The 16,706-nt window shown below is 42.8% G+C and carries 17 protein-coding genes; 6 read left to right on the forward strand and 11 right to left on the reverse strand.

Annotation, left to right across the window (positions count from 1 at the left end; translation table 11 throughout):
- Positions 1-57 precede the first annotated feature (57 nt).
- Positions 58-945, forward strand: coding sequence for a glycosyltransferase family 9 protein (locus tag SHALO_RS11255; RefSeq protein ID WP_069478615.1), 888 nt, complete (start codon positions 58-60; stop codon positions 943-945).
- Between the two features lie 12 nt (positions 946-957).
- Here SHALO_RS11255 and SHALO_RS11260 read toward each other — a convergent pair whose 3' ends face one another.
- The 5 genes from SHALO_RS11260 to SHALO_RS11280 are packed head-to-tail and all read right to left on the reverse strand — an operon-like array spanning position 958 to position 5,208.
- A complete protein-coding gene (locus tag SHALO_RS11260; protein ID WP_069478616.1) occupies positions 958-1,971 on the reverse strand; it encodes a glycosyltransferase family 10 domain-containing protein in 1,014 nt (337 codons plus the stop codon).
- Positions 1,972-1,979: 8 nt separating this feature from the next.
- Entirely contained in the window at positions 1,980-2,555 is a 576-nt protein-coding gene (gene gmhA, locus SHALO_RS11265; protein WP_069478617.1) for a D-sedoheptulose 7-phosphate isomerase, read from the reverse strand.
- Positions 2,552-3,970, reverse strand: coding sequence for a D-glycero-beta-D-manno-heptose-7-phosphate kinase (gene rfaE1 / locus SHALO_RS11270; protein ID WP_069478618.1), 1,419 nt, complete (start codon positions 3,968-3,970; stop codon positions 2,552-2,554). The genes gmhA and rfaE1 overlap by 4 nt, the downstream gene beginning before the upstream one ends.
- A 26-nt stretch (positions 3,971-3,996) precedes the next feature.
- Positions 3,997-4,503: a D-glycero-beta-D-manno-heptose 1,7-bisphosphate 7-phosphatase gene (gene gmhB, locus SHALO_RS11275; protein WP_069478619.1), complete on the reverse strand. Its 507-nt coding sequence runs from the start codon at positions 4,501-4,503 to the stop codon at positions 3,997-3,999.
- Positions 4,504-5,208 (reverse strand): tetratricopeptide repeat protein, encoded by a 705-nt coding sequence (locus SHALO_RS11280; protein WP_069478620.1) that lies wholly within the window; start codon positions 5,206-5,208, stop codon positions 4,504-4,506. It abuts the gene before it with no gap.
- A gap of 149 nt (positions 5,209-5,357) precedes the next feature.
- Here SHALO_RS11280 and SHALO_RS11285 point away from each other — a divergent pair, with 149 nt between their 5' ends.
- Positions 5,358-5,654 carry a c-type cytochrome gene (locus tag SHALO_RS11285; RefSeq protein ID WP_025345588.1) on the forward strand — a complete coding sequence of 99 codons (297 nt, stop codon included), beginning with the start codon at positions 5,358-5,360 and terminating at the stop codon, positions 5,652-5,654.
- 143 nt (positions 5,655-5,797) lie between these two features.
- On the opposite strand, the gene ccoS is transcribed toward SHALO_RS11285, so the two are convergent.
- Positions 5,798-6,037: a cbb3-type cytochrome oxidase assembly protein CcoS gene (gene ccoS, locus SHALO_RS11290; RefSeq protein WP_069478621.1), complete on the reverse strand. Its 240-nt coding sequence runs from the start codon at positions 6,035-6,037 to the stop codon at positions 5,798-5,800.
- Between the two features lie 2 nt (positions 6,038-6,039).
- Positions 6,040-8,463: a heavy metal translocating P-type ATPase gene (locus SHALO_RS11295; RefSeq protein ID WP_069478622.1), complete on the reverse strand. Its 2,424-nt coding sequence runs from the start codon at positions 8,461-8,463 to the stop codon at positions 6,040-6,042.
- A gap of 243 nt (positions 8,464-8,706) precedes the next feature.
- On the opposite strand from SHALO_RS11295, the gene SHALO_RS11300 reads away from it, so the two are divergent.
- On the forward strand, positions 8,707-10,125 hold the full coding sequence (locus SHALO_RS11300; RefSeq protein ID WP_069478623.1) for an EAL domain-containing protein: 1,419 nt from the start codon (positions 8,707-8,709) through the stop codon (positions 10,123-10,125).
- Here the strand turns inward: SHALO_RS11300 and SHALO_RS11305 are convergent.
- On the reverse strand, positions 10,115-11,011 hold the full coding sequence (locus tag SHALO_RS11305) for a DMT family transporter (protein ID WP_069478624.1): 897 nt from the start codon (positions 11,009-11,011) through the stop codon (positions 10,115-10,117). The two genes, SHALO_RS11300 and SHALO_RS11305, sit on opposite strands and share 11 nt — an antisense overlap.
- Positions 11,012-11,111: 100 nt before the next feature.
- Here SHALO_RS11305 and SHALO_RS11310 point away from each other — a divergent pair, with 100 nt between their 5' ends.
- Together SHALO_RS11310 and tpx are read left to right on the forward strand one after the other, a co-directional pair.
- Positions 11,112-12,281, forward strand: coding sequence for an HD-GYP domain-containing protein (locus SHALO_RS11310; RefSeq protein WP_069478625.1), 1,170 nt, complete (start codon positions 11,112-11,114; stop codon positions 12,279-12,281).
- 234 nt (positions 12,282-12,515) lie between these two features.
- Entirely contained in the window at positions 12,516-13,064 is a 549-nt protein-coding gene (gene tpx, locus SHALO_RS11315) for a thiol peroxidase (RefSeq protein ID WP_069478626.1), read from the forward strand.
- Here tpx and SHALO_RS11320 read toward each other — a convergent pair whose 3' ends face one another.
- Genes SHALO_RS11320 through SHALO_RS11330 form a run of 3 tightly spaced genes read right to left on the reverse strand, consistent with a single transcriptional unit; the run spans position 13,065 to position 14,592 of the window.
- Positions 13,065-13,313, reverse strand: a complete 249-nt coding sequence (locus tag SHALO_RS11320; protein WP_025345595.1) for a hypothetical protein — start codon at positions 13,311-13,313, stop codon at positions 13,065-13,067.
- On the reverse strand, positions 13,310-14,020 hold the full coding sequence (gene pgeF, locus SHALO_RS11325) for a peptidoglycan editing factor PgeF (RefSeq protein ID WP_238585239.1): 711 nt from the start codon (positions 14,018-14,020) through the stop codon (positions 13,310-13,312). The genes SHALO_RS11320 and pgeF overlap by 4 nt, the downstream gene beginning before the upstream one ends.
- Complete coding sequence (locus tag SHALO_RS11330; protein WP_069478628.1) at positions 13,984-14,592, reverse strand: riboflavin synthase; 609 nt, start codon at positions 14,590-14,592, stop codon at positions 13,984-13,986. The genes pgeF and SHALO_RS11330 overlap by 37 nt, the downstream gene beginning before the upstream one ends.
- Positions 14,593-14,747: 155 nt before the next feature.
- Here SHALO_RS11330 and SHALO_RS11335 point away from each other — a divergent pair, with 155 nt between their 5' ends.
- Positions 14,748-16,700, forward strand: a complete 1,953-nt coding sequence (locus SHALO_RS11335; RefSeq protein WP_069478629.1) for a methyl-accepting chemotaxis protein — start codon at positions 14,748-14,750, stop codon at positions 16,698-16,700.
- Positions 16,701-16,706: the final 6 nt, after the last annotated feature.

Genomic DNA, 16,706 nt, shown 5'->3' on the forward strand with positions numbered 1-16,706 from the left:
CGTTTGATTTAATACAATTTTCGACAATCTTAACCAACTCTAAAGGTATTTAAAACGATGAATTTAGCTGTTATCAAATTTAGTGCTCTTGGCGATATTGCTGAGAGTTTACCTGTTTTAAGAGCGTTCAAACAGACTCCAACCATTATTACGTCGCCTCTTGGCAAAGCTTTGCTTCAAGATGAATTTGATGATTTTATGATTTTATCCAATAAAAAAGCACTCACCCTGGCCAAACTGATTTGGAAGATTCGAAAACAGAAGTTTGATTGGTTGATTGATTTACAAAACAACGATAGAAGTCGTTTGATTGATTACCTCTCTAACGCTTCACGTATTGCGAACCATGATACCATTGTACTGACACAAAACATTAATACGATTTTATATGAAATTGCACAAAAAACGTCGCTTGTTAACCCACTAGATACGACCTTTGTTTCCAAAGAGCGTTCTTACATTGTCTTAAATTGTGGTTCAAGTCCCAAGTGGGCTTCCAAACGTCTTCCAGCGCATAAATGGCATGAGATCAGTGCCTTGCTTTATGAGCGATTTCACCTCCCCTTTATCTTGACGGGTGACGCATCTGAGAAGGAATACGTTGAAGAGATACTCAAATCAATCGTCGGAGAAAAAAAGAGTGTTGCAGGGAAAACGACACTTCAAGATCTCAAAAAAATTCTGAGTGAAGCTTTCTTAACGGTTTCCACCGATTCGGGTCCTATGCATCTATCCGCTGTTCAAAAAACACCGACCATTGGTCTTTTTGGACCGACAAACTGGATCAAAGCAGCTCCTTATGGATCGTGGTCAACTGCGGTATATGATACACACTTTTATGCGAATGCGACACCGCCGATGAAAAGTTTGATGGAACACGATCACTATTTTGATCACATCAGTATCGATCAAGCATTAGTCACATTGTCGGCGTATCTTGTGTAAGCAATCGTTTCTTTATGCACGAATGGTTTTCATAAAACCTTCTATTCTAAACCAAAAAAATCGCATCAAGTCGCTCAAGTGCCGCACTCTCATCACTCTTCTTGAATAGATTTTTTGATTGGGCACCAAGATGGAAGGTTCTGAGTTTTGCACGATTTTGTCGATCATCGCAAGTAAATTATACTCCTCAAGAACGCGTCTACGTGCCTCTTTCACCGCCTCAAAACGCCTTTCATATTCTCCCTCGTGTTCTATAATTTCCTTAATTTTCGCAATGGAGCCTTCAATATCGTGAATATCGATTTGAATCACGCTCTCTTTGGGAAAATAGTCATACACATTCGGACACCCACAATAAATGGGAACACACCATCCTAAAAACGCATCCGCAAGCTTTTCAGTCCAAACGTGTTTTTCAATATGATTTTCAACGGCAACATGAAATTCATACGGATCCAAAGCATCTGCTTTAAGATCAATCCACTTAAATCCTTTGCCAAAACGTTCAAGTTCAGGTACCGCCTCTTGCAATTTTTGGGTAAATTCATACCGCAACTTGTGCATGGTATGCCCTTGTTGCTTATTTGAGCAGACGGTTGATATTTTTTTAGTTTTAGTAGGGTTTGTTACGCGAAGGATTTCATCATACGTTTTGCCATAAAACCATGTATTGCCCGTTTGTGAACGAATCGCATTGGGGTGCGGTAACGTTTTCTCACCATGGTTGGTGATGAGATAGTGAAACTGTCCTGCAAATGCTCTACCATAGTAACTAATGGAACTAGGCTCCGTCGTTACAAGAATGGTATTTTCTCTAGGGCACTGCAGTGGCTCTATCTTATGAGGGACAATGCTGGCAATATCATCAAGGACAACGAGCCAATCGTAATTTTGATCGAGTGGATCAAACGTAAATTGGCACTTTCCCCAAATGCCCTGACTATGAGATGTCTGTTTTTTAAAGGTGCTCTCTTGATTGCTACGACTTCCTCGCTCTGTTATCTTAACGCGAATATAGGTCTGCAATGCTTGCCCTACCCATTCGTTTTAAAGTGAGTATCGATCGCTTGGCAAATAATATGCCCGATCATAATGTGCATCTCTTGAATACGCGGTGTATCCTCACTTGGGACAATGATGTTTATGTCGCAAAATTCACTCATCACGCCACCGTCTCGTCCGCTTAAACCGATGGTACGACATCCCATATGTTTGGCTAGGCTAAGCGCTCGTACCACATTTTTACTGTGACCACTCGTTGAGATGCCAATAAGAACATCTCCTTCCCTTGCTAAGGCTTCGACTTGACGATCATATATACGATCAAATCCATAGTCATTTCCAACAGCCGTTAAGACAGAGGTATCCGTTGTCAGAGCAATTCCCGCAAGTCCTCGCCGCTCAATTTTATAGCGTCCACTGAGCTCTGCTGCAATATGTTGCGCATCCGCAGCACTTCCACCGTTACCACACAGTAAGATTTTATTGCCATTTTTCAGTGCTTCAATCGCAATGATAGAAGCCGTATAAATATGGCTTTGTAAATTCGAAAGTGTTTTTTCAACGACCTCTTTATGCGCCTGAATTTCGTTGTAAATCATCTCCATCATTTTTGGTGAATCCTTTCAATGATTCTAGTCGTACTTTTACCCTCAATAAACTGAACCAATCGTACCTCTTTGGCAATATTGCTTCCCACAACGTCCTTGCCTTCGTAATCAGCCCCTTTAACCAAAATATCGGGTTTAAGGACAGAAATAAGCTCAAGTGGGGTATCTTCTTCAAAAGGAACAACGTAGCTGACCGATTCTAAACTAGCTAAGATGTACGCTCGGTCTTCTAAAGTGTTTATAGGTCGATGCTCACCTTTTAGTCGCTTGATCGAATCATCCGAATTAAGCCCAATAATCAGTATGTCGCCAAAGCTTTTCGCTACTTCAAGGTACTTCACATGCCCTACATGTAAAATGTCAAAACAACCATTGGTAAAGACAATTTTTTGATGTTTTTTGGTTTGAAGAAGGCGTGTGATCTCTTCGATGCTTTTAAGTTTACTCTCAGCCGTTGCACTTCGAAGGCTATGCTCATACGCATCAATTTCATCCAGTGTGACGGTTGCACTTCCAAGTTTTCCCACAACTACTGCGGCCGCTTTATTGGCAAAAGATGCCGCTTCTTGAATACTTTGCCCAGAAGCATACGCATACCCTAAAGCTGCCAGTACGGTATCGCCAGCACCCGTAACATCGTACACTTCACGTGCAACGGTTGGCATTTTAAGAAACTGCTCACCAAAGATTGCCATTCCATCTTCCGAGAGCGTTATAATGGCGTACTCAAGATCCAAACTCTCTTTGAGTAAAGTTCCAGCTTTGTGCAAGCTTTCATCATCGTTTATAGCAATTTTGGTAGCAAGACTTGCCTCTTTTTTATTGGGCGTAATCAGCGTCGCTCCACTGTATTTGTGGTAATCATCCCCTTTGGGATCGACAAAAATAGGCTTTTGATATTTTTTGGCAAGCTCAATCACTTTACATGTAAAGTTTGGTGTCAAAACACCTTTGCCATAATCGGAGAGTAAAATGACATCTACTTTGGGTATATACGCAACGCATTGCGCTAAAAGTGCTTCTGCTGAAGTTTCAGTGATGTCATCTTTGGATTCGCTATCATAACGCACTACTTGTTGATGAGAGGCAATGACACGGCTCTTCTTACTGGTTTTGCGACCCTCTTGCACAACCATTCCAGCTGTGTCAAGACCTTGAAGTAAAAGCGTTTCAAGCAATTCTTTCCCATTTAAATCATCCCCAATCACACTTGCAACACTGACATGCGCACCTAAACTCACCAGATTGTTGACCACATTGCCAGCCCCACCAAGGACGGTACTTTCACGCTGTATATCCACCACTTGAACCGGTGCTTCAGGAGAGATGCGTTCGCATTTACCCCAAAGGTAATGATCTAACATCATATCGCCGATAACTAAAATATGAGGCTGTGTTGTGCCGTTTCTTTTCATGCAGTACTCTTAGTGGTTTCTTTTGATTATTTAATGAAATTAATTGTATCCAAAAGAAAATTAACGCAATATTTAGCCTTTGGTGAGTGCTCACATCCAAGAAGGATTGTCTGCTCAATCCCAACCCCATGTGCCGCTTCGATGTCGCTTGGTTTATCGCCAATCATCCACGAGTGTGTCACATCAATATCAAACGCTTTAATGGCTGCTTTAAACATGCCACTTTTAGGCTTTCGACACGCACAATTCACTTCAGGCGCATGCGGACAGTGGTAAACTGCATCGATTGTGATCTTTGCATGTAAAAGTTCTTGGCGCATCCATGCCGTTAGTTTTTGAAAGTCTTCTTCGCTGTAATACCCTCGTCCGATGCCTGACTGGTTGGTGACGATGATGAGCAGATACCCTAGTTTTTGAAAATGTCTCAACGCTTCAAAAACGCTTTCGCAAAATTCAAAATCTTCGATCTTAGAGACATAGGCTTTATCGATATTAATGACACCATCACGGTCTAAAAATACCGCCTTTTGCATCTATTCTCCCAACTCTCTGGTAATATCGCTGAGCAAATTGGTGTATTCCAAGTAACCAAACGTATCTTTTTGGGCGATTAAAGCGTTTTTGGCTTTGGAAAAAAAGATCTTTGCCTCTTCGCGGTTTTTAAGATCGTATGCTAAAAATTTTCCCATGTAATAGTTCGCGTAAAGGTGCGTTGGCTCTTTGGCAAGCACTTTTTGAACCTCTTCAATCGCAGTGTAAATTTGTAAGTTTTTTTGAAGGGAAAGGGCGAGTTTGAGGCGAATCATATGCTGAAACCCATCCACTTGGATGCTTTTTTTGTACATTTGCGCGGCTTCATTGAAAATGCCCATTTCATAATAACCGTCACCAAGCTTATTCCAAATCTCTTTATCGTTGGTTTTCGCCGCTTGCTGTTTGAGGTTGGTCACTTTAAGCGCGAAAGGAAGTACCGTTGCAATACGGCTGTTTTGAACATTGTGCGGATCAATCGAGTAGGCATCGACTAAGATTTCAAAACCTTTGGCAATTTTGCCAAGTTTGAGGTAAATATTGGCAAGCTGAAGCATGCACGTTGTATTGGTTGGTTCACTGGCAAGAATGATTTCAATCGACTCTTTTGCTTTTTGTGTATCCGTACGTTCAACTTCACACACACTGTGCGTTGCACCCATTAAACCACTTAAAACACAGACCCATGCGACTATCCCTCGAAACAAATGAACCTCTATGCACTGTAAGATGGGCTCGATTATACCCAACTTTTACAGAAATGAAAATAGAACTTTCGATACGCAGGGAAAAACTAAGCAGGGTTAAAGTATGGTTGGTTATAATTTTTCACACACAACTTAAAAGGGGTATCTACGTGAAAAAAATTTGCACAATTTTAGCAATTGCGGCAGTAACAAGTTTGATGGCAGCCGATGGCGAAGCGATCTACAAATCGAAGTGTTTTTCCTGTCATGGAGACAAAGCTTCTAAAGCAGCCTTAAATAAATCACAAATCATTGCCGGTTGGGATGCAGCGAAAATTATTGCATCGGTTAATGGCTATAAAAATGGTGAGGGTGGCCCAATGAAAGGTGTCATGAAACCAATCGCAAGTGGTCTAAGCGAAGACGATCTTAAAGCCGTTTCTGCAACGATTGCTTCCTATAAGTAAGCCTATTATTACACGCTACAAGGGCAAAGCTCTTGTAGCTACGTTGCACTAGGCACTAAAGCTTGCCTCTTCGAGGCAGAGTTTGTTTTCGTTTTCTCTCACTTACTCAAATTCTTGCTTTTGGATCTCCACAGATCATCTTCTTAATCAGGAGGCGCATAGCCTTTCTCTCTTTTGTGCTTCTCTTTTAAAATATCCGCTTTTTTACGCTCCATCATGACAGCGTCCTGCAGTGCTTCTTCACTGTCAAACTGCGCACCATCAATGAATTTTTTATGATCATCAAATTGACCGCTACGAATGCCCCATAAAAGCGCCCACAAACCAAAAGCTCCTAAAAGTGTGGAAGCCCCTAGCATCATCCCAACAATCCAACCATCCATCTCTACGACCTTTTTAAAACGTTTTTAATACGCATTGAATTTCCAACCACCACCAAAGAGCTTAGCGACATCGAAAGTGCTGCAAAGAGAGGGATAACGTGCCCGCTCATTGCCAAAGGGATGGTGATGACATTGTACAGCAGGGAAAAGAGCAGATTCTCTTTGACCACACGAAGGCTCTTGCGCGCTATCACAAAAGCTTCATACAAGCTATTGACACTGTCATTGGTCAGTACAACGTCGCTGACATCGACCGCGACATCCGCGCCACTTCCCATGGAAATGGCAATCTCGCTTTGAGAAAGGGCTAGCGTGTCGTTGATGCCATCTCCTGCCATGACCACTTTTTTACCCTGTTTGCGCAACGCTTCGATGTAGTCCGCTTTTTCATGCGGTAAAAGGGCGGCTTCATACACCTCAATGCCCACTTCTTTGGCTATCGCTTGGGTCACGCTGAGATGATCGCCACTGAGCATCACGATCTCAAGGCCGAGTTTTTTAAGCGCCTCAATGCTCTCACGCGCTCCTTCTTTCAAGCTGTCCCTGAGTCCAAAAACAGCCACCAAAATGCCATCGATAGCAAAAAAATAGTGGCTTAAGGATTCAAGAGTAGAAGGAATAAGAAATTCAACACCCTCTTCGTTCATCATTTTAGCATTGCCACCCAAAAGCGTATGTCCCTCAAAAAGAGCTTTCACCCCTTTGGCTTCCACGGTTTTGACCTGTTCCAAATGCTTTACATGTAAAGACTCCTCGGAGTCTTTCAGAAAGCTTGCAATGCCTTGACTAATGGGATGCGTGGAGCTAGAGACCAAGGCGTACAAAAGGGAACGATCAAAGCTTTGCACATACGCTGTTTCAACCACTTCTGGCTTACCTTTGGTAATCGTTCCTGTTTTATCCAAAACGAGCGTGTCGCATTTTGCCATGCTCTCAATAAATCCCGCCTCTTTAAATAAAATGCCTCGCTTCGCCGCCAAACCAAGCCCCACCAAGGTTGCCACTGGCGTTGCTAAAGAGAGTGCGCACGGGCACGCAATCACGATTACTGAGATTGCAACGATCAAGCCTGTCTCAAAGGAACCACTCTGGTAAAACCAAAAAAGCAGGGTTGAAAACGCCAAAAAAAGAATGGCACGTGAGAAATACCCTGAAATTTGATTGGCGAGTTTTTCGATCTTTGGCTTTTTATTCATCGCATCTTCAAGCAAGGTGACCAGTTTGGAGAGCATCGAGGAGGAGAATGTATTGGTCGCTTGGTAGCGAATGACACTGTCTAGACAGATGGAACCGCTGAGGATTTTATCGCCTTTTTGGGATAAAATGGGGATAGATTCGCCATTCAGCCGCGAAAGATCAAACGAACCCTCCCCTTCTACAATGATGCCATCAATCGCTACTTTATCGCCCGCTCGCACTTCAATGATCTCGCCAATTTCAACCGAATCCACACTCGTTAAAATCTTCTCATCGCCTTTAATGATCGTCACTTCACTCGGCATTGCACTTCCAAAAGCATCTAACGTATCGACCGCTTTTTTCTTCGTTAACACTTCTAAATACTTGCCTGCAAACACAAAGGTAATAATCATCGTCACCGAGTCAAAATAGACCTCAGCATTGCGCGTAAACATCGCGTAGAGTGAAAAGACATAGGTCAGTGTCGCACCCGTGGCAACCAAAAAGTCCATCGTCACATAACGATGCTTGATGCCATAATACGCCCCTTTAAAATAGATCGAACCCGTGTAAAAGAGTGTAGGCGTTGCCAAAATAAACTCCGCAAAGTTCAGAATGCTTTTGATGTTGCTTTCCATACCCGTAAAATACCCTGCATACTGTGCAATGGCGATCCACATCACATTCATCGTCGAAAAAACACCCACGAGCAGCTTGGAGTAGTACTCTCTGCGTTGTGCCGTAGCGCGCTCTTCTCCACTTTTAGGATCGTACGGATACGCGTTGTACCCGATGCTCCGAATCGTTTCAATGATCTGGGAAAGCTTAATAACCGCGCCATCCCAAACGATCTTGGCTTTGTGATTGGTGTAGTTGATGGAGACTTCAACAATGCCCTCTTGTTTGGAGAGCACTTTTTCATTCAGCCAGACGCACGCACTGCAATGAATACCTTCGATAATCAGCGCAATTTCATTAAGTCCTTCTTTATTGGTTTTGACGTATTTGGAGATAAAACCATCCAAATCAAAGCGGCTGGTATCATCCAAGTTAACTTTAGGAGGCTCTAGGGTTGTTTCATCGCCCATTTTGGCGTAAAACGTATCGAGTCCTTCGTCTTTTAAGAGGTGGTAAACCCCTTGACATCCTTTGCAACAAAAAAATTTGGGAGTTTCAAAAGTTGTATCTTGAAGTAACACAGAGGCGTTATATTCTAGGTGGCAATGATCGCAACGTTGTTTGCTCATAGTACTCTTTCATATTTTTTACACGCTTTTCAAGCAAAGCTTGAAAAACTACGCTAACCGCTATGGTACTGAAGCTTGCCTCATATTGAGGCAGAAACTTTTTTTGTCATTAAATATTATTATAGCGTGACTTTTTTGTGATGAACCTGATAGAATGGTTGGCTTTATTTTTTTTTCAAAACCTTTGTGCTAAAGTGCGTCCTTACATGTAAGTGTACGCATCATTGGGTCAAGGGAAGGCGTTTGGAGAATACTAAAAAGCTCTATCTTAAAACAGGATTTTTCCTAGCACTGATCTTATGCCCTATTTATATCGCTATTTCGTTCCATTATACGTTTCTTGCGTATGCTTTGCTGAGTGTAATTAGTACGCTTTGCTTCTTTTTTGTTACAAAATTACAAAAAAGCAATGCCCATCTTCAAAGCGAACTGCGCAAAAATCTCTACATCGATCTCAACACGAAACTTCCCAATCGACTCAAGCTCTTAAAAGACAACAAAAAACTTGACCCCAACATTGATTCGACGTTGATTATTATCAACATTGACTCGTTTCAAAACACAAACAACTTTTACGGTCACAACTTTGGCGACAATTTTCTCAAAGTGATCGGTGAATGGCTTTTCCACAATCTTCCCCCCGTGGATGCCACCCTCTATAAATTTGAAGCCGACATTTACGCCATTTTGATTCGTGTCCCTTTTAGTGAATACAACCTCAAAAAATACCTCAAAAAGATCTCGATGAAAATCACCAAAGATCGCATCATTTGTGAAGAGGTTGAAGTCGATACAACACTTTCCATCGGCCCGCATCAAGGCAAAAAGAATATTCTTAAACTCGCTTCGATCGCCTGTAAAGAGGCTAAAAACAAACGCTTGCCTTATATGATTTACGAGAAAAGCAGCCTCAAAGAAGCAGAGTACCATCACAATATGATGATGAACCACACCCTCAAAGAAGCGCTTGCCAAAGACTACGTCATCCCTTTTTTCCAGCCCATTTTGAACCTTCACACCAATGAGATTGAGAAGTTTGAGACACTGATGCGGATCAAGAAAGAGGATGGAACCTACTATCTGCCTGCTGAGTTTTTAGACGTTGCGAAACACTCAAAGATCTACTCAAAACTTTCGATGGCATTGATTCAAAAGGCGTTTGAAACCTTTCAAATCTCCTCCAATAGCTTCTCTATCAACCTCTCTTACCTTGATATGACCAATCTTGTTACCACCACCTTCATCATCGAAAAGCTCGAAGAGTTTAATGTGGGACCTTGGGTTATTTTTGAGATTTTGGAGAGCGATGGTATTGAAAACTACGAAGCGATTGCCAAATTTATTGACCAAGTGAAGTCGTATGGGGCGAAGATTGCGATTGATGATTTTGGCTCAGGCTACTCCAATTTTGAACGATTGACGGAACTTCGGGTTGATTTTATTAAGATTGATGGAAGTTTGATTAAAAATATCCATCAAAACGAAGAGACCAAGATTATCGTTAAGACGATCGTCAACTTTGCCAAAGAGCTCAACATCAAAACGATCGCAGAGTATGTTCATTCCAAAGAGGTTCTTGAGTGTGTTCAAGAGATCGGGCTTGATTATGCGCAAGGCTTTTACATCGGCAAACCAGACCCAAAACTTCCTATTAATGCCTAACAATCCCTTTTTTCGTTACATGTAAACAGAGATAAATCCCACCAAAGATCAAAACAACGCCCCCTAAATGGTACCACTCTAAACGTTCCCCTAAAAAAATATAGGCTAAAAAACTGCCAAACAGTGGCATCAAATGGGTAAATTGCCCTGTTTTATAGGCTCCAATGTGCGCAATGCCTTTGTGCCACAAGTAATACGAAAGAATCGACGTAAAAATCACCACATACACAATCACCCACGTGTACTGCGTAATAATCACTATTTCGCGCTCCAAAGAGTACCCTTGCGCCACGTAAAAGGGTAAAAGCATGGGCACACCCAAACTCACCGTGGTGATAAAAAACTCCATACTGCTCAAGCTTTGAGGGCGAAATTTGACCAAAACACTGTAACTCGCCCAACAAAGCGATGAAGCGATCACCCAAAAATCGCCTGGATTGAGACTTAAAGAGTGAAGGCTCATCACATTGCCTTTGAGCACTAAAAAGACGACACCCAGCGTTGAGAGCACGATGCCTAGCATCTGCTTGTGTGAGATGGTAGATTTGAGGATCAGCGAAGAGAGAAACACAATGATGATGGGAATGGAGGAGTTGATCAACAGCGCATTCGTTGCGGTCGTGTGTTGCAAACCAACGTATAAAAGTGTATTAAAACTCGCAATACCAAGGGCTGAGAGGAGAAGTAAAATGCCAAAATGGCTTTTCAGTGCTGCCCAAATACGCTTTACATGTAAGAGTAAAAACGGAAGCATCAGAAGCCAAACACCCAGCCATCTAAAAAACGCTAACTCTAAGGGCTCAATAGCGCCTGCGACAAAACGCCCGAGGACAAAGTTGGCGGACCAAAAGAGTACACACAACACCAAAAGTAGATAAACGTGCATTTTCATCCTTTTTATGAAGCGTGATTATAACAAATATAACGCCATTGCAACAGATCAGGGGTAGACTTTTAATCATGAAAGATCTTTTAAGGAGGATCCAATGTTATACCAACTTAATGTACGAGAACTCACCTACGTGCTCTGCGAAGCACTTGATTATGTAGGGATTGATGACATCATGCACGGCAAACGTGTCGCGTACATTGCGTGTGAAATCGGTAAACAACTGGGCTGGAGAGAGTCAAAGCTTGATAAAGTGATGATGATGGCGATGCTGCATGATTGTGGGGTCTCTTCGACAGGCGTGCATCATGCGATTGTGAGTCAATTGGACTGGGAAGATTCGTATATTCATTGCGCCAAAGGGGCTAGTTTGCTCAAAGAAGTGCCTCTGTACAGCGATTTTGTCGAGGTCATCGCGTTTCATCACACCCATTGGGAAGCATTCTGTCCCTATGTCAATGAAGAGATCAAACTCTACGCCAATCTGATTTACCTGGCGGATCGTATCGATGCTCTGCGTTCTCAATTTGGAGCGCATCTGTACCACGAAAAAGAGACGATTCGTTCCATCATTCAACATCATACACCTTCGATGTTTTCGCCACTACTCTGCGATGCGTTCAAAGAGGCGTCTCACACGGAATTTTTTTGGTACTATTTAGAATCAACGGCACTGCCGTATTACTTCAAAGAGTGGGTTGATCAAGGCGAAATTCAAGCAGTACCCTTTGATATTTTGAAAAAAATAGCTTTAATCTTTTCAGGTATCGTCGATGCAAAAGAGTCGATGCAAAAAGAGCGCACCTTAAATGTGGCGTCTCTTGCGCGCTACATTGCGCGCCTTGCAGGACTTTCGTTGCGTGACCAAGAGTGTCTCGAACTCTCCGCACTCTTACACGATCTAGGCAAACTGCGCATTCCAGATAACATTGCTACCAAAACAGCGCCATTGAGTGATGAAGAGTCTATTCATCTGCGACGTCAAGGATTTGATGCGCAGATTATTTTAGGGCAGATCAAAGGGTTTGAAAAAATTGCTAAGATTGTCGCCATGCACCATGAGCCGCTCTATAGCAAACGACTCTTTCCCACTAAAAGTGAAACGTATGCCACACCCCTAGAAGTCACTATTTTAACCATTGCGACGACCTTTGAGCGTGGGCAGAGCGAAGAAGCGACTGCTTTGCTTGCACAGATGGTGGAAACGTATCAGTTGGAAAAGAGCATTATCTCAAACGTCGAAGCTTACTTCTTATTTTCATCGTGAGAGATCCTTACATGTAAGGATCTTGGACACGTATTTAAAGCAAAGCTTTAAATACTACGTTAACACTAGGTTTTGCTCGGCGCAATGCCCACGCACCCTTGGTGCTTTTTACTTCTGTTTTCCAAAAAGGCTATTGCTTTCTCAGTCAAATTCTCTAACTTTTTAAATTAAGAGTTGATTTATCCGAGTTAGCTATAATTTTCACATCTATATATCTTTTCTAAAGGAAACACCATGGCATCAACCAAACTCAAAGGCAATTCAGTAGCGCTATCAGGCACAGAAATTAACGTTGGCGATAAAGCACCCGTTGTTACACTTGTAGCAAAAGACCTCAGTGAAATCAAAGTCGGTGGCGCAAGCGAGAAAACGCAAATCATCGTCATCGTTCCCTCACTTGACACAGCCGTCTGTGCACAAGAGACACGTACATTTAACACCAAAGCGGCAGCTATTTCTGACGCAACTGTGATCGTTGCTTCGATGGATCTTCCTTTTGCGATGGGACGTTTCTGTACCACAGAGGGAATTGAAAACCTTCACGTTGGTAGTGACTTTAGAGACAAAGCACTTGCAAGCGCGTATGGCGTTTTAATCGCGGATGGCCCACTTAAAGGTCTAAGTGCAAGAGCTATTTTTGTTGTGAGTAAAGAAGGAAAAGTGATTTACAAAGAGATCTGCCCTGAAATTACAGAAGAGCCAAACTACGAAGGCGCACTTTGCGCACTCAAAGAAACTTCAGCTCCAAGTGACGGACACAAATGCGGTTGTGGCGCACGCTAATTAGCTAACTCTTGCTTCCTCTTGTGTCTGCCAAAGCCATGAGAGGAGCTTCTTCATGTGATCCACTTGCTGCGCATCAATCTTCTCTTCAGGCAGTGTTAAAATCATCTCCATTAACGCTCTGTTTTGTAAAAAAGCAATATTATACAGCGCTCCTTTTTCCATGATCTTTTCTAAAAAAGCCCTGTTTTCAAGCTCCGCAACACTCTTTTGCACTCGTTGGTAGTGCGACAATCCTCTGTTTATCATAACGCAATCACTCCTGCAAAACGTCCTGTAATTTTATCTCTTCGGTAGGAAAAATAACGGCTATCGCAACAGGTACATACCTCTGAAACCATTATATTTTTCCGCTTGATGCCCATGTCTAAGAATGCCTTTAAATTCGCGTTTTGTAAATCTAAAAAGTATTTTCCACTCTTTACATGTAAAAAAGATTCAAGCCCTTGGGTGGCTTCAATGCCCACTTCATAACAGCACGAACGAATCGAAGGTCCCATCCAAATGGTAAGCTCTTCCATTCGTGTTCCAAAACTTTCAGCCATTGCACGAGCACATTTTTGCCCGACCTGCAAAAGCGTTCCAACACGTCCCGCATGCGCCACACCAATGGCATGATGCCTTTCATCGTAGTACAAAATAGGAATGCAATCCGCCACCATCACTGCAAGTGCGATGCCTGAAACATCGGTGATCATCGCATCACACGTTGGCATCTCATCGCCACTGTGGATCTGCGTGATCGTATCACCATGCACTTGATCCATAAACACCAACTGTGAAACGCCCAGTTTTGCTTTTAAAATCTCCCGATTTTGGGTTACATGTAAAGCCGTATCGTTTACATGTAACCCCAGATTGAGACTCTCAAACGGCGCTTCGCTCACACCCTCAAAGCGGTTGGTAAAAAGATGCTGCATCAATAAATCGCCATAATGCGATCCACGCTGTTCCAATCTAACCCCTCTTTTTTAGAAAACATGTGGTGAAGGTAGCGTGCAAACATATCGGTCTCAACATTCACACGTCGCCCTAGTTTATACGTGCCAATCAATGTCTGCGCTAGGGTGTGTGGAATGATCGTCAAACGGAAGCTTTTTTCGTTCACATCATTCACCGTCAAACTCACGCCATCGATGGTAATGCTTCCCTTTGGAATCACATAAATAAGCTGTTTTGTGGGAATACTCACCTCAATGTCCAACCCATTCTCTTTTTGATCCAGCTTCTCAATCACACCCACGCAATCCACATGCCCTTGCACCATATGCCCATCAAGTCGGTCTCCCAAAGCAAGGGCGGGTTCAATATGCACCTTGCCTTTCAGGTTTTCAACCGCCAGCAAAGATCGACTCTCCTGTGAGAGTTCCACGCTAAACCCACCTTCAAAAAGGGAGATAACGGTCAAACACGCACCATTGATTGCAATGCTATCGCCAATTTTAGGTTTATACGTCGCACGAAGCGTTAAAATAGGAGTGGTATAGCTGAGCACTTCTGCAAACTCTCGAATCAAGCCTGTAAACATTATTTAACCTTTTTACAATTTCTATGATTTATTATAACGCTTTTATCATTGAACTATTCTAAGAGAGCAAAAGCCCTAAAAAAGGGATTTCAAAAAGTTTTTCTTAAAAAAATATTAGTATAATCGTTTAAAATGTTCTTGCAGGAGATACCGTTATGAAGAATTGGACCATTGCGCAAAAGATTTATATTCCTCTCTTTGGAGGGCTCTTTATTGGGCTTATTCTGATACTTTTTACGTCATATCTGAGCATTCAAGGGATCGAAAAAGATGTGTATGCCAAAGAAAAAGGCGAACTCAGTGTCTATGTCAAAAACCAACTCGAAGCCCAATACGACGTTGCCCTAACCAACGCGATTACTATTGCGTCTAATTATTACGTGATCGAATCACTTCTCAACAATGACCGTGACATTGCCATCAAAGGGCTAGGAGCGCTGACCAAGCTCTACAAAGAGAAGACCGATTTTAAAGAGGCGCAGATTCACATTCACACGCAAGACATCAAAAGTTTCCTCAGAGAGTGGATGCCCAAAAAATTTGGTGATGATCTCTCCAGTTTTCGTCATACCATCAAAAAAGTCAAAGAGACCAAACAGCCACTCACCGCTATCGAAATGGGCGTTGCGGGCATGTCGTTGCGAGGCGTTGCTCCCATTGTCAAAGATAACGCGTATTTAGGTTCTGTCGAATTTATCGACACCTTTGATGCCGCGGTTCAAAATGCCAAAGACGATATTGGGGCGAGCGTGCTTTTTTTGACCGAGAAAAAACAGCTTAACCTCAGCGCCACCGCTAAAGACGCACTTCTTGCCAAAGACACCGCCCTTTCTCAGAAAAAAGAGATCACCGATATGAAACTTTTTGAAGAGATCAAAGACCTTGATCTTAACTCACAAGGGGCTAGCTTCTTTACCCCCTCCTATTTTGTCGTCAGAGACGAGCTCAAAGCCTTCGATGGAAGCAAAGCAGGTGAAGTGTTAATCGCTAAAAAAATTACCGCCGTCAAAGCAGTTGTCCATGAAGCGCAATCGGCTGTGATTAAACTCATCATTACGATGTCGATCATTACACTACTGGTTATGGCGATGCTGATCGTGACACTTAAAAAATCGGTGATTGATCCTGTGAAAGAGCTTAAAATGCGTGCCGAGAACCTCTCCAGTGGTGATGGCGATCTGACCAAAAAGATGGAGATCAAAAGTGGCGATGAGATAGGTCTCGCTTCTATTGCCTTTAATCTTTTCATCGATAAAGTCAGAAACACTGTCAGTATGGCAAAATCTTCAAGCAATGAGAATGCCTCCGTTGCCAATGAACTCAGCTCCACAGCCCTTGAAGTCGGACGCAGAGCGGAAGAGACCTCGTTGATCGTCAATGCAACCAACCACATGTCTCGCACCATCAAAGAAGAGCTCTCCCTCTCACTGCAAAAAGCCAAACAGTCTGAAGTAGAGATCTCCGAAGCGCATGCAAAGCTGACCAATGCCAAAAATCAGATCTTAAAACTTGCCAATCAGGTTGAGTCCAGTGCGAGCACGGAAGTGGAACTGGCACGTCAAATTTCACAGCTGAGCAATGATGCAGACCAAGTTAAAGGCGTTTTAACGGTGATCTCTGACATCGCCGATCAAACCAATTTACTCGCCCTCAATGCTGCCATTGAAGCGGCGCGTGCGGGAGAACATGGACGTGGTTTTGCCGTGGTTGCCGATGAAGTCCGTAATTTAGCGGAACGTACTCAAAAAAGCCTCACAGAGATCAACGCGACGATCAATGTCATTGTGCAAGCGATTAATGACGCCAGTGATCACATGAAGGTCAATTCACAAAGCATGGAAAACCTGACGAAGATTGCGACGGAAGTGGAGAAAAATATCAACGAAACCGCTGTGATTATGGATAATGCAACCGTTTCGAGTGAAAACACCGTGCATGATTATATTAACACGGGGAAGAAAATTGATGACATTGTCATTAAAATCGAAGAGATCAACACGATTACGGTGAGCAACACGCGCAGTATGGAAGAGGTCAGCAGTGCGACCGAGCATCTCAGCGACCTCACCGAAAAACTCAACAACGTTTTAGGAAATTTTAGAACCTAGAGGCAA

It is taken from the genome of Sulfurospirillum halorespirans DSM 13726, from assembly GCF_001723605.1.
GTDB classification, from domain to species: domain Bacteria; phylum Campylobacterota; class Campylobacteria; order Campylobacterales; family Sulfurospirillaceae; genus Sulfurospirillum; species Sulfurospirillum halorespirans.

Excerpts from the sequence above, each read along its gene's own strand:
- SHALO_RS11255 (WP_069478615.1), top strand. The coding sequence starts at position 58 with ATGAATTTAGCTGTTATCAAATTTAGTGCTCTTGGCGATATTGCTGAG.
- gmhA (WP_069478617.1), bottom strand. The coding sequence starts at position 2,555 with ATGATGGAGATGATTTACAACGAAATTCAGGCGCATAAAGAGGTCGTT.
- rfaE1 (WP_069478618.1), bottom strand. The coding sequence starts at position 3,970 with ATGAAAAGAAACGGCACAACACAGCCTCATATTTTAGTTATCGGCGAT.
- gmhB (WP_069478619.1), bottom strand. The coding sequence starts at position 4,503 with ATGCAAAAGGCGGTATTTTTAGACCGTGATGGTGTCATTAATATCGAT.
- ccoS (WP_069478621.1), bottom strand. The coding sequence starts at position 6,037 with ATGGATGGTTGGATTGTTGGGATGATGCTAGGGGCTTCCACACTTTTA.
- SHALO_RS11295 (WP_069478622.1), bottom strand. The coding sequence starts at position 8,463 with ATGAGCAAACAACGTTGCGATCATTGCCACCTAGAATATAACGCCTCT.
- SHALO_RS11305 (WP_069478624.1), bottom strand. The coding sequence starts at position 11,011 with ATGCACGTTTATCTACTTTTGGTGTTGTGTGTACTCTTTTGGTCCGCC.
- SHALO_RS11310 (WP_069478625.1), top strand. The coding sequence starts at position 11,112 with ATGTTATACCAACTTAATGTACGAGAACTCACCTACGTGCTCTGCGAA.
- tpx (WP_069478626.1), top strand. The coding sequence starts at position 12,516 with ATGGCATCAACCAAACTCAAAGGCAATTCAGTAGCGCTATCAGGCACA.
- SHALO_RS11320 (WP_025345595.1), bottom strand. The coding sequence starts at position 13,313 with ATGATAAACAGAGGATTGTCGCACTACCAACGAGTGCAAAAGAGTGTT.
- SHALO_RS11330 (WP_069478628.1), bottom strand. The coding sequence starts at position 14,592 with ATGTTTACAGGCTTGATTCGAGAGTTTGCAGAAGTGCTCAGCTATACC.
- SHALO_RS11335 (WP_069478629.1), top strand. The coding sequence starts at position 14,748 with ATGAAGAATTGGACCATTGCGCAAAAGATTTATATTCCTCTCTTTGGA.